Source organism: Sphingorhabdus sp. Alg231-15, assembly GCF_900149705.1.
Classification (GTDB): Bacteria; Pseudomonadota; Alphaproteobacteria; order Sphingomonadales; family Sphingomonadaceae; genus Parasphingorhabdus.
This window is the reverse complement of sequence record NZ_LT703001.1, coordinates 2307630-2320425: the sequence shown is the minus strand read 5'-3', so window position 1 is coordinate 2320425 and position 12796 is coordinate 2307630. Positions and strand designations below refer to the sequence as shown.

The 12796-nt window shown below is 52.0% G+C and carries 13 protein-coding genes; 6 read left to right on the top strand and 7 right to left on the bottom strand.

Annotation, left to right across the window (positions count from 1 at the left end):
- Positions 1-29 precede the first annotated feature (29 nt).
- Both DG177_RS11405 and DG177_RS11400 read left to right on the top strand, forming a co-directional pair.
- Positions 30-1760 carry a fatty acyl-AMP ligase gene (locus tag DG177_RS11405; RefSeq protein ID WP_108811589.1) on the top strand — a complete coding sequence of 577 codons (1731 nt, stop codon included), beginning with the start codon at positions 30-32 and terminating at the stop codon, positions 1758-1760.
- A gap of 96 nt (positions 1761-1856) precedes the next feature.
- Positions 1857-4229, top strand: coding sequence for a putative bifunctional diguanylate cyclase/phosphodiesterase (locus DG177_RS11400; RefSeq protein WP_337658757.1), 2373 nt, complete (start codon positions 1857-1859; stop codon positions 4227-4229).
- 48 nt (positions 4230-4277) lie between these two features.
- On the opposite strand, the gene DG177_RS11395 is transcribed toward DG177_RS11400, so the two are convergent.
- Together DG177_RS11395 and arsC are read right to left on the bottom strand one after the other, a co-directional pair.
- Positions 4278-5009 carry an AAA family ATPase gene (locus tag DG177_RS11395; protein WP_108811588.1) on the bottom strand — a complete coding sequence of 244 codons (732 nt, stop codon included), beginning with the start codon at positions 5007-5009 and terminating at the stop codon, positions 4278-4280.
- Positions 5010-5059: 50 nt separating this feature from the next.
- The gene (gene arsC, locus DG177_RS11390; protein ID WP_108811587.1) at positions 5060-5410 is read right to left on the bottom strand and encodes an arsenate reductase (glutaredoxin); all 351 of its coding nucleotides are present in this window, start codon (positions 5408-5410) and stop codon (positions 5060-5062) included.
- A gap of 164 nt (positions 5411-5574) precedes the next feature.
- On the opposite strand from arsC, the gene DG177_RS11385 reads away from it, so the two are divergent.
- Together DG177_RS11385 and DG177_RS11380 are read left to right on the top strand one after the other, a co-directional pair.
- Complete coding sequence (locus DG177_RS11385; protein WP_337658756.1) at positions 5575-7698, top strand: TonB-dependent receptor; 2124 nt, start codon at positions 5575-5577, stop codon at positions 7696-7698.
- 69 nt (positions 7699-7767) lie between these two features.
- Positions 7768-8007, top strand: coding sequence for a hypothetical protein (locus DG177_RS11380; RefSeq protein ID WP_108811586.1), 240 nt, complete (start codon positions 7768-7770; stop codon positions 8005-8007).
- Between the two features lie 118 nt (positions 8008-8125).
- Here DG177_RS11380 and DG177_RS11375 read toward each other — a convergent pair whose 3' ends face one another.
- Positions 8126-8665 carry a 2Fe-2S iron-sulfur cluster-binding protein gene (locus DG177_RS11375; RefSeq protein WP_108811585.1) on the bottom strand — a complete coding sequence of 180 codons (540 nt, stop codon included), beginning with the start codon at positions 8663-8665 and terminating at the stop codon, positions 8126-8128.
- A gap of 111 nt (positions 8666-8776) precedes the next feature.
- Complete coding sequence (locus DG177_RS11370) at positions 8777-9541, bottom strand: class II aldolase/adducin family protein (RefSeq protein ID WP_108811584.1); 765 nt, start codon at positions 9539-9541, stop codon at positions 8777-8779.
- 293 nt (positions 9542-9834) lie between these two features.
- Here DG177_RS11370 and rpsU point away from each other — a divergent pair, with 293 nt between their 5' ends.
- Together rpsU and DG177_RS11360 are read left to right on the top strand one after the other, a co-directional pair.
- Positions 9835-10041 (top strand): 30S ribosomal protein S21, encoded by a 207-nt coding sequence (gene rpsU, locus DG177_RS11365; RefSeq protein WP_074204042.1) that lies wholly within the window; start codon positions 9835-9837, stop codon positions 10039-10041.
- A 59-nt stretch (positions 10042-10100) separates the two neighbouring features.
- The gene (locus tag DG177_RS11360; RefSeq protein WP_108811583.1) at positions 10101-10679 is read left to right on the top strand and encodes an FKBP-type peptidyl-prolyl cis-trans isomerase; all 579 of its coding nucleotides are present in this window, start codon (positions 10101-10103) and stop codon (positions 10677-10679) included.
- Positions 10680-10806: 127 nt separating this feature from the next.
- Here DG177_RS11360 and DG177_RS11355 read toward each other — a convergent pair whose 3' ends face one another.
- The 3 genes from DG177_RS11355 to galE form a co-directional block, all read right to left on the bottom strand.
- Positions 10807-11433 (bottom strand): HAD-IA family hydrolase, encoded by a 627-nt coding sequence (locus DG177_RS11355; protein ID WP_108811582.1) that lies wholly within the window; start codon positions 11431-11433, stop codon positions 10807-10809.
- Positions 11434-11442: 9 nt separating this feature from the next.
- A complete protein-coding gene (gene ykgO / locus DG177_RS11350) occupies positions 11443-11568 on the bottom strand; it encodes a type B 50S ribosomal protein L36 (RefSeq protein ID WP_007165381.1) in 126 nt (41 codons plus the stop codon).
- A gap of 103 nt (positions 11569-11671) precedes the next feature.
- On the bottom strand, positions 11672-12676 hold the full coding sequence (gene galE / locus DG177_RS11345) for a UDP-glucose 4-epimerase GalE (RefSeq protein WP_108811581.1): 1005 nt from the start codon (positions 12674-12676) through the stop codon (positions 11672-11674).
- Between the last annotated feature and the right edge of the window lie 120 nt (positions 12677-12796).

Below are 12796 nucleotides of genomic sequence, written 5' to 3'. Positions count from 1 at the left end.
GGCTGGACCTTCTGGAAAATGGATTTTGTATGACTGAGCTGACACCAACCCCGACCGCCGATAGTCTTCCGCGCCGGTTTGCCGACTTTGAAACCGTGGGCGAAGCGCTTGATTACGCGGCACAGGGGCAAAGAGGCTTTAACTTTCATGACGCCCGTGCTTCGCTTGTGCGGGTTTATCCTTTTAAAGAGCTGCAAAGCGATGCCATGGCCGCCGCACGCCGCCTGATCGAATTCGGCGTTAAGCCGGGCGATCGAATCGCTCTCATTGCAGACACAGAACCGCAATTTTGTGCGTTGTTTTTCGGCGCAATTTACGCGGGCGCGTGGCCGGTACCGCTACCATTGCCAACATCTTTTGGCGGTAAGGAAAGTTATATCGATCAGATTGGTGTCCAGCTTGATAGCTGCGATCCGGCCATGTTGCTGTTTCCTGACGAAATTGAAGAACTCGCCGCGGCCGCAGGTCAATCGCGCGATATTCCCGTATCTGGTTGGGACAAATTTGCGGAACAAGATGTACCGGAGTGCGAGCTGCCGCAAGCCAAGAGTAGCGATATTGCCTATCTGCAATATTCCAGTGGATCGACCCGCTTCCCGCATGGCGTAGCCGTGTCGCACAAGGCGCTGCTGCATAATGTCGGATCACATTCGCATGGTATGAATGTCAGTGAAGAGGACCGCTGTGTATCCTGGTTGCCTTTTTATCACGATATGGGGCTCGTAGGCTGTTTCATCTCAATGGTGTGTAACCAGGTTTCGACCGATTATCTGAAAACATCCGATTTCGCTCGTCGGCCCTTGTCATGGTTGGACCTGATTTCACGCAATCCCGGGACATCTTGTAGTTTCTCGCCAACATTCGGCTATGAAATCTGTGCTCGCCGGATCGGTAGCCAGTCCAATGTCGCCGAACGTTTTGACCTGTCACGCTGGCGGCTAGCTGGTAATGGCGCAGACATGATCCGCCCCGACGTGATGCAGCGATTTACCGATGCGTTTGCGCCAGCCCAATTTGACGCGAAAGCCTTTTTGCCCAGCTATGGTTTGGCAGAGGCCACATTGGCCGTGACCATAATGCCGCCAGGCGAAGGCATGGAAGTCGAACTGGTTGAAGAAACCGAACTGGCGGGTGAAAAGCAGGCCGATGGTAGTCGCCCCAAACGTTATCGCGCGATTGTCAATTGCGGCAAACCGGTGCGTGATACGGTGCTCGAAATTCGCGAGGAAGATGGCAGCGTCTTGCCAGAAAAAGCCGTGGGTAAAGTATGGATGAAAAGTCCGTCTGTCATGGAATGCTATTACCGTGATCAGGAAGCCACCGATGCATGTCTGGTCGATGGTTGGCTCGACACGGGAGATATGGGCTATCTGTCAGAAGGCTATCTCTACATTGTGGGCCGCGCCAAAGATATGATCATCATCAATGGTAAAAACCACTGGCCGCAGGATATTGAATGGGCCGTGGAACAATTGCCTGGATTCAAGGCCGGCGACATTGCCGCTTTTGCAATCACCACGCCGGGTGGCGACGAGACGCCGGCCGTGCTGGTGCAGTGCCGTACGTCCGACGAGATTGAGCGATTGCGTCTGCGTGACGAGATACGCGAAAAGGTTCGTGCAATTACCGGGATGAATTGCGTCATCGAACTGGTGCCACCACGGACATTGCCGCGTACCAGCTCTGGCAAGCTCAGCCGAGCCAAGGCACGCAACCTTTATCTTTCCGGTGATATCCAGCCTTACGATGTTGCGGCATAAAATCAGCTACTAAAGGCGTTAATACCGATTAACCACAAATCGAAAAAATAGGTGCATGCTTACTTTTCGATAAGATTTTCCGCGTAAGGGCAAAGCGTGGAAGAAAAACTGTCATCATCATCGGGCTTGCCGCAAGAAATACCCGTAAGTGTTCTGCTGGGAATTGCCGACCCAGAAGGCATGGATTGGGGCCGTATCCGTGTGCTGCAATTTGAAGGCATGCACCAGAACGACTTCATCAAGATGATCGGATCCATAACCTGCGGCATATTGGCCATTCAGTTTTGCATTGGCCAGGTAAATTGGATGCTGCTTACCGCTTGGACACTCGCGCTATTAGGTCTGTACATTTATACCTACGTCAAATCCCGCAAGGATGCCGTATGGGAACGCAAGAGTATTTCCCGGCGGGAGAATATTAACGTCGTACTCACTTCTGCAGCCGGCGGGCTGTTATGGTCGGTGGCCATCATCCTGTTTGGTCCATCGGGCGATCTCAATACTATGGTCGGCATATGGGCGCTGCTCTTATGCCTGATGGTTGGGTCGGCCATGTTGATGTCGGCTGTACCGCTTGCCAGTATTATCTTCATCAGTATGTGCGGCCTATCGTCGGCTTTGGGCTGGTATTTGATCAACGGCTATCAGATGGCGATGGCCTCTGCTGCCATCGCGATGCTGCTGATTGCATCCTGCCTGATGAACGGACGGTCGTTCGTCAATCGCAAGATTGCCGAGGCCAATTTGAACGAGAAGAAAGAGGTGGTCAGCCTTCTGCTGCGCGAATTTGAAGATACGGGTGCTGACTGGCTCTGGCAGACAGATACATCGCGCCGCCTTACGCATGTTTCGCCGCGCTTTGCGCACGCTGTCGGTCGGACCGCAGATGATATTGAAGGGCGACCTTTCCTGCAATTAGTTGCCGGACAGGCCTGGGACTCGGGCAAATTCCCCCCTGCCCTGCATGAACTGGCGGAAAAGCTGAAACGGCGCGACAGTTTCAGCAACATGCTGGTTCCGGTCATGATAAATGATGTCACCCGCTGGTGGGAAATTTCAGCATCGCCCAAGCTCGATGAGAATGGAATTTTTCACGGCTTTCGCGGTGTGGGATCCGATGTTACCGAACAACGAGAATCCGCAGATAAAATCTCGCATATGGCACGCTTTGATACGCTGACAGGCTTACCCAACCGATTGCAACTGACCGAGACTTTGGGGAAAGCCCAGCAGAATTCCGACAAGTGGAACGGACGCTGCGGCTTCATGATGATCGATCTTGATCGCTTTAAGGCGGTCAATGATACATTGGGCCATCCGGTAGGCGACCGCCTGCTAGCGCGCGTCTCCGAACGGCTGCGTTCGATTATGACAGACAACGAGCTTTGCGGACGCCTGGGCGGAGACGAATTTGCGATTGTGATTAAGGACGCAAGCGATTCCCAATATATGGACATGCTTGGCAGAAAGATCATCGATACCTTGTCGCGCCCCTATGAGGTTGATCAGCACACTCTATATATCGGTGCCAGTGTTGGGACAGCAATCGGGCCGCGTGATGGTCGCACGGTTGAAATGCTGATGCGCAGTGCCGATTTAGCGCTCTACCGGTCAAAGGACCAGGGCGGCGGCGCGCATAACCAATATGAGCCAAAACTCCACGTCCACGCCGAAGAACGTCGGGTCATGGAAATCGCCCTGCGCAAGGCGCTTGATAATGATGAATTTTCGCTCAACTACCAGCCGGTCGTGAGCGCAGATACCGGCGGCGTTTTGGGCTTCGAGGCTCTACTACGCTGGACCAATCCGGAATTTGGCGTTGTTTCTCCTGCAAAGTTCGTTCCCCTTGCCGAGGATGCGCGGCTGATTGTACCGATTGGCGAATGGGTGATGCGTACAGCCTGTAAAGAGGCAATGAACTGGCCGTCAGCCATCAAGGTGGCGGTCAACGTGTCCGCTGATCAACTGACTGATCCCAACTTCCTCGATATGGTTGTATCTGCGCTACAAGAAAGCCAATTGCCAGCCAACCGCCTGGAAATTGAGGTGACTGAGAGCATCTTTATGCGCGAGGGCACCGGCGCAACTCAGGTGCTCGATCAGATTATCGGACTGGGTATCAACCTGTCGCTAGACGATTTCGGCACTGGCTATTCATCGCTCGGCTATCTGCGCAAAACCCGTTTCTCAACCATTAAAGTAGACCGCAGCTTCGTGCAGGGTGCCGCCAAGAAAGTACCCGAAAGCCTTGCGATTATCCGCGCTGTGGTTGCCATGGCAGATAGTCTGGGAATGTCGACTACCGCAGAAGGTGCGGAGACCGAAGAAGAGGTCAAGATGATCCAGAAGCTCGGCTGCAGCAAGATTCAGGGCTATTATTTTGGTCGGCCCATGGCACCGCATGACGCGCTGGATCTGTTCAAGGACTATAATCCAGACACCAGTTCAATCGGTGAACGCGCTGCATAGTTGACAGCGGGATCGCATGAACAGGTTCGAGACCGCAAGCAATGCGGTCTAGAGTTTAGACAGCTTCTTCTCTATTCCACGCCATATTTTCGCATAGGAAGCGGCTGCCGGACTACGTGGCGCGAATGCACCTACTGGTTTTTTCAAACGAGTCATCCGCTCAATATCGCTAGACATCGGAATAGTTGGCCATCTCGGATGTTTGGCAAGGCCCTGATTATGGATATTCCGACGGCGATCAACCATCGTGTAAACAGGTAGCAATGGCGCATGTTTCCGCCGACGTGAATCGAGAAACGCCTGCACGTCGGTCAGCGCACGCTCCGAAAGCGGTGAGGGGATAACCGGCACGATCACCAGATCGGCATTGCGCAAAATCTGCTCGCTCGTTTCTGTAAGGCCCGGTGGGCAGTCCAATATTATGCGATCATAGTCTTTCTTCAGCTGGCCAAGAATTTTGCCGAGATGCTTTTTCTTGTTCAATTCAAAAAAGAACCGATCAAGGCCGCGCAGCGAAACATCGGCTGCAAGCAGGTCGATATTCTCCATATCTGTTGCCTTGATCAGCTTGGTCGGCTTGATATCACCCGATATCATGGCGCGTGCCCGGTCTTTTTTGTGCCGATCACCATTGAGGATGAACGATGCTGCCCCTTGAGGATCAATATCCCAGACCAAGGTGCGCCGGGCCGATTTGGTAGCGCTATTCCACGCCAGATTGACGGCGGTGCAGCTTTTGCCAACCCCGCCCTTCATACTGTAAACTGCAATAACACACATAGGCGTGATCCGACGGGGTCTGAACTTCTTTCAAGCTGAGTATCGGGCCGTCAGATGATCTCTTGAACCCGATCCTGCGGCCGGCATAGCCGAACCCCTTTATCCGTCTCTACCAAAGGCCGCTCGATCAGGATCGGCTCGGCGGCCATGGCATCCAATATCTGGTCCGCAGTCGCCTTGTCATCTGTCAGCCCCATTTCTTCAGCGGGCGAACCGCGCGTTCTTAGGCCCTCTCGCGGGGCGATACCAGCATCGCGGTAAAGCTGTTCCAGCTTGGCACGGCTGGGCGGGTTTTTTAGATATTCGACAACCGTCACCTCCACGCCAGGCGCTTCTTCAAGCAAAGCCAGGGTCTTGCGGGACGTACCACATTTGGGATTGTGCCAGATGGTCGCTTTCATTGATCTCTCCGTGAGTAATTACTGTTGCCACAAAACATCATCATTCCTGATCTTCAAGGAAAATCGTTTCATGCCATATTTTTCATTGCTTGTGATAATCATTATCATTACCAAACCGCGATAATGAGAATCTATCTCAAAAACTGGCTATAGGAAAATCATCAATGCTGAAGAATAAAGTCATTTCCGCCTTTTTAGGCACCACCATGATGATTCCTGCCGCTGCGCACGCGGAAACAAGCGAATCCGAATCAATGGATGGCAGAGATGATATCGTGGTGACGGGTGACGTCCTTTATTCGAATCAGGTCAACGCTGTTAAAACGCCAACGCCGATTATCGATGTTCCGCAGAGCCTTTCTATCGTGACTGCCGACCAGATTAAGCAGCGGGGCTATACCAACATTGGCCAGATCGTCGACTATACACCGGGCGTCAACAATACGCAGGGCGAAGGCCATCGTGACGCAGTCGTTTTTCGTGGCGTTCGTTCGACTGCTGATTTCTATATCGATGGTGTTCGTGACGATGTGCAATATTATCGCGGCCTGTATAATCTGGAGCAGGTCGAAATCCTACGTGGTCCGAATGCGCTTCTATTTGGTCGCGGCGGCACCGGCGGCATATTAAATCGGGTTACCAAGAAAGGTACGATTGGCGAAACCTTTGGCGGCGGTCAGATTGCTATCGACACTTTTGGCGAATTCAGCATCCAGGGTGATATCAACATCGCAGCTGGTGAAAATGTTGGGGTTCGTGTCAATGCAGCCTACGAGAGCTTGAACAATCATCGCGATTTTTATGATGGCGATCGAATCGGTTTCAATCCAACCGTACGGTTCCAGATGGGACCTGATACGACGCTTGATCTTTCATATGAATATGCCGACCACGAACGCTTCATCGACCGCGGCATTCCAACAGGGGCCGATGGTCGTCCGGTTTCTGCCCTTAGAAACGTTATTTTCGGTGATCCCGAGCTTAACTTCACCGAGCTGGAAGCGCACTTGTTGCGTGCCAATTTGCAACATGCATTCTCGGAGAATTTCAAAGCCAATTTCAGCGCATTTTATGGCGACTATGACAAGGTCTACTCAAACTTTTACGCTTCATCCTATGATCAAGCCAGTACGCCTAACGTTGTCACCCTGGATGGTTATATCGACACCACCGAGCGTCAGAATCTGATCTTGTCGGGCAATCTGGTTGGAGAATTTGAAACAGGCAGCCTCGGTCACACGCTTATTTTTGGTGGCGAATATATCAATACGTCATCCGACCAGGATCGCTTCAACGCGTTTTGGGATACAACAATGGACGACAATGAAGTCTTCGCGATCCAGCGCCCTCTGAACTTGCGCGGTGGTTTAGGCGTAAACGCCGCTGGCATCGCCACAACCAACGACTTCACCGTCGATCTGAATGACTTCACTCAGGTCGATATTGATGTGTTCTCATTTTACATTCAGGACGAAATCAAGCTGACAGACTGGCTCAATGTTGTGCTTGGCGGTCGTTTTGACAGTTTTGACATCACCGTAAATAATGTGCCTGCCGGAGATATCCGGACCCGCAAGGATGAGGAATTTTCACCACGCGCCGGTCTAATTATCAAACCACAGGAAAATATATCTTTCTATGCAAGCTATAGCGAGAGCTTCCTGCCACGCAGCGGGGAACAGTTTGCGAATATCAATGGCACCAATAATGCCCTCGACCCCAATACTTTCACGAACCTTGAAGCAGGGATTAAATGGGACTTCGAACAGGGTTTCAGCTTTACGGCCGCCTTTTTCGAAATTGAGCAAAGCTCTCCACAACCCAATGATGCTGACCCATCAACTCTGGATATTATTGATTCGCAAATTCGAGGCTTCGAATTGCAGCTTAAAGGCCAGATAACAGACAATTGGTTTGTTTCGGCGGGCTATAGCTATCTTGATGGTGAACAGGTTGATCGCGACGGGCCAACCGGCCTTCGCCTACGAGAGCTTCCTGAAAATATGTTTTCAATCTGGAATTCCATTCAGGTATCTGATCGCATTGGTTTCGGGCTTGGACTGACTCATCAGGATGAGAGTTTTATCAATAACGGAAATACCGCCGTTCTGCCGGCCTATACCCGCATCGATGCGGCAGCACATTTCGACGTCACCGAAAATCTGCGTCTGCAGGTCAACATCGAAAATCTGACTGATACTGTTTATTTCCCAAGCTCGCACAGTACCCATCAGGCAACGGTAGGCGCGCCGCTAAATGCCCGTTTCTCGATCACGGGGCGGTTCTGACCTAGCGATGTCTTCGGGCGGGGACTGATTGACGGTTCAGATTGCCTGCCCAGATATGTCGCTGGAAAAATGGCATTATCCCCTCTTTTCGCAACCGGAATAAACCGCAAAGGAACCAAACAGACCGAACAGATAGCAGCTTTTACAGCAGCAAAGACGGAACTCATGCGCAGCGAATGGACTCTCGATAGTCGGTCAAATATGGGAAATCTGTCCTATGAAATCTACTTTCCGTCGGGCTATAATAGTGATATCGTTACATCTAGAAAACCAATTATCCGCCGTCTAACCGCGACATTCAGTTTTTGAACAACCGATCATGCTGGGCCCGCTGACACCCCCACCCCACCCCCGCTCAGCGGGTTCAGCATGAACCAGTGATGTGGGTGAAATTCAGCCTTGGTCGATCGACCAATCTGCCTATCTACTATTTTTTTGGGGTTAGCGCGGGGACTGCCTTCGCGGCATCTTCCGGATCGATACCCGGCGGCGGTGCTGCACTTAAAACATCATCTCCGCGAGCAACCCGAGCAGCGCGCTGAATGGCTTCTCGGATCCTTGGATAAGTGCCGCAGCGGCAGATGTTAGTCATTGCTTCGTCAATTTCATCATTTGATGGATTGGTGTTTTTCTTCAGTAATACCGCTGCCGCCATGATCATGCCGGACTGGCAAAAACCGCATTGAGGAACATTTTCCGCGGCCCATGCTTGTTGCACGGGATGGCTACGATCGCGGGACAACGCCTCTATGGTGGTAATGAAACGGCCTTCCAGTTCGCCTATTGTGACCAGACAGCTTCGGATGGCCTCCCCATCCACCTCTACCATGCACGCCCCGCAGTCTCCGGTCCCGCAACCATATTTGGTGCCGGTAAGATTAGACGCATCACGCAAAGCCCATAATAGCGGCGTTTGCTCATCCATGCGATACTCTACGGGTCGGTCGTTGACGGTGAATTTGGTCATGAAATCAATCGTTACAGCAGAACAACCGGTCCGACAATGCAGCTTCCAGACGCCACTCTATTGCAAATGGTAATCCCTCACTGATCCGTTAATGCAGATATGACGCAAGCCCTATTCGCGCCAGCTTTGATCTTCGCGATCGATCAGCCTGACCATCGCATCAAATTCCGGAACCCCCTGAATTGCAGGATCAATCGATGCTTGTGAAAGATTGGCCAGATGCTTCCTGATCACTTCTTCTCCGATCATCACAGGTTTGCCCATCGCAAGCGTCTGCATCTGGATCTCGCAGGCCCGCTGCAGCACCCAATGGTTGAGAAATGCTTCTTCCAGAGTTTTGCCCATGACCACCGGCCCGTGATTTTCGAGCAGCATCATCCGTTTCTTGCCAAGGCTGGCGAGGAAACGTGGGCCTTCGTCTGCATGCACCGTAACCCCTTCAAACTTGTGATAGGCAAGCCGCGGCACGATCGCAGCTGCATAGAAGTTCAGCGGCTGCAAACCGCCTTCCAGCGATGCCACCGCCATTGTCGCTGTCGTATGGGTGTGAATGATCGCGTGGACATCCGGCAGCTCGCGATGAAAAAGGCTGTGCTGTGTAAATCCAGCCTTGTTTACCGGGAAAGTGGATCCATCAAGTGTGTTGCCATCAATATCGATCTTCACGAGATTTGAAGCGGTCACCTCGCTAAAATGCAGGCCGTAGGGATTAATCAGAAATGCATCGTCCTCTCCCGGCACCTTTAGCGTGACATGATTGAAAATCAGCTCGTCCCAGCCGAGATGTGCGAATATCCGGTAGCAAGCGGCAAGCCGTTGGCGCGCCTTCCATTCTTCATCACTACAGCTTGATTGGATGTTGATTGCAGTGGCCATTTTGCCTCTCCTGATTCGCCTAAATTGCGCTTTGGGCCGGATATGGCACAGGTCCAGATCATAATCAAAATGCTCTGAACGGTAACCAATGCACGAAAACCTGCAAATTCGGCCAAGAACGGCAACGGAATTGAGTCGGAAATGCTTGAAATCGGTGGATTAGCCTGTTAGGCGCGCTCCAACTGCAGTTGAACGAATCATCTGCAAACCCTTTTTTATGGCTTAATGATATTTTCGGCCGGTTATGAATATACCCGGCCTGATGACGATTTTGAACGGAGTTACTCAGTCTTATGCAAATCATGGTTCGCGACAATAATGTTGATCAAGCCCTTCGGGCGCTCAAGAAAAAATTGCAGCGTGAAGGCGTTTATCGCGAAATGAAACTGCGCCGGCATTACGAAAAGCCTTCTGAAAAACGCGCTCGTGAAAAAGCTGCTGCGGTCCGCCGTGCCCGCAAGATGGAGCGCAAGCGGATGGAACGCGACGGTACCATTTAAGCCTGCACGCCACTATCAAGGCTTTCCAACACAGGTTTTCATCGAATAGGTAGTCCGATATGTCCGTAACCACTGTTCCCATCCGGCCGATCAAAAAGGGGTCTTTGACCAAATTATGGATCGGACTGGCGCTGGTTCTGCTGGTGGCAGGGGCATTGGCATGGGTCGGAACCGGTAAGGCTATTTGTGAAAATGGAACGAATGAGATGTTTCTTGCCTGCAATGCAGACAATGACGGCATCATACAGACCGAATCTGGTCTTCAATATAAAGTCCTCAAGCCAGGCGAAGGCGCTTCGCCAACCTTAACCGACACGGCGTTGGTCAAATATGAGGGCACCACCCGCGACGGTAATGTGTTTGACCAGAACGAACAGACCCCGATGCCCGTTGGCGGGGTTGTTCCCGGTTTTTCTGAGGCCCTGCAACTTATGCAAAAAGGCGGCGAGTATCGCATCTGGATACCTTCGGAGCTCGGTTATGGCGAACAGTCCCCTGGCCCCGATTTGCCTGCCAACTCGGTCCTGATTTTCGACGTCACCTTGCTCGACTTTATCTCCGAGGAACAAATGCGGGCCTTGCAGCAGCAGATGCAGCAGCAAGGCGGACTACCAGGCGGCCCTCCTCCCGGACAGTAATGCTCTGAACCGGCACCTGGCAGCCGCTTCGTCCAGAGACCCATCAATCTGTAAAACAAAGTCTAACCGTCCCAAGGCCTGAATGATGGGCATGGGCCCGGTTCATTTCGTCTGCAGGCCGGGATTTCTATAAAAGCGCCAGCGCTATCAATTCTTGCTTCAAGGTTTCTGCATCCTGGAAATGATGCCCTTTGATCCCAAGCGTTTCACTGGCCTCAACATTCTCCAACCGATCATCAATGAACAGGCATTGCTCGGCAACGACGTCAAAGCGGCTGAGTGCAAGTTTGTAGATGGCAGCATCCGGCTTCATCAATTTCTCGTCGCCGGAGACAACTATATCAGCGAAAAGATCAAAAACTGCTGCCGTCGGACGAAAGCTCTGCCATAGCTCCGAGCCGAAATTGGTGATCCCGAAAAGGGGAACATCTTTCGCCGCAAGCTGCTTCACCAATGACAATGATCCCGGCACTGGTCCGGGAATGCTTTCATTAAATCGCTCGGCATAGGCCCGTATGTGCGATTCATATTGCGGAAACTGCTTGATCCGTTCGGGTAACATATCGGCAAGCGATCTGCCTGCATCGTGCTGGAAATGCCATTCAGGTGTAACGACATTTTCCAGAAACCATTGCAGTTCCATCGGGTCGTCAATCAGCTTTTCGAACAGGCAGCGCAAGTCCCATTGATAGAGAACATTGCCTACATCAAAAATAACGGTGTCGATTTTTGGGATGGCAGTCACGCCTGCCATGAGAGGGATTTAGCCCTGGCGCGCTTTGAACCGGCGATTCGTTTTGTTGATCACATAGGTGCGGCCACGACGACGGATCACGCGGCAGTCCCGATGACGGTTTTTGAGCGACTTCAAAGAGTTGCGGATCTTCATTTTGGTACCACGCCTTAATTTCTGAATTTCTTGAAAACGGCTAATGCCGTATGCAGACGGTGCGATTAGGGTCGTGGTCGGCCAAAGTCAAGCATTGAGGGGCTTAATCTCTTTGAATCTCACCCAATTTGCGCTCCCAGGCCAGCGCATGGGTCACAATCTGGTCCAGATCGGCATATTGCGGCTCCCAAGGGAAGTGTTCCATGATCGCACGATTGTCAGAAATCAACGAATCGGGATCGCCAGCTCGGCGCGCGGACATGTCGCGTGAAGTCTTGCGATTGGTGACTCGGTCCACAGCATCCAGCACCTCCAATACTGAGAATCCCCGACCATAACCGCAATTGAGCAGGTGATTCTGACCAGGATCAGCGATCAGCGCTTCCAGAGCCAGAACATGGGCCGCTGCCAGATCGGAAACATGAATATAGTCGCGCACACCCGTACCATCGGGTGTGTCATAGTCCGTACCGAAGACCGCCACGCTGTCGCGCTTACCCAAGGCAGCCTCAACTGCAACCTTGATCAGATGGGTGGCGCCCGCTGTAGATTGTCCCGTCCGTGCACCAGGATCGGCGCCAGCCACGTTGAAATAGCGCAAAGCACAAAAATTCATATCATGTGCCGCCGACACGTCACGCAGCATGTGCTCAGTCATCAGCTTTGACATGCCATAGGGGTTTATCGGAACCTGCGGTGTATCTTCTTTCACCGGGCTTTCCTCTGGAATACCGTATGTCGCGGCTGTCGAGGAAAAGATGAAGTGCTTCACATCATTAGCGATAGCTGATTCAATTAAACTCCGGCTTTTGGCGCTGTTATTATCATAATATTTGAGCGGATTCTCAACCGATTCCGGTACTACAACCGAACCAGCAAAGTGCATTATCGCTCCGACATTCTGTTCGTTGACAATCCTCGCGATCAGCGAGCTATCCGCCACGTCGCCTTCGTAAAAAGGTACATCATCCGGAACCGCCCAGCGAAAACCGGTCACCAGGTTATCGATTACCGCAACAGGCCAGCCCGCATCTTTCAGCGCCAGCACAGCGTGGCTGCCAATATAACCGGCACCGCCTGTGACCAATATTGTGAACCGCTCCGGCATAATGTCTCCTTCAGGAAGCTGATAATTCAGGGGTATATCAGGGAAAGCTCGTTATCCGGTTAACCACAGAGCCATATTGATGCAATTATTTACGCCTGAAGTTCAGAATTTCAGCTATTA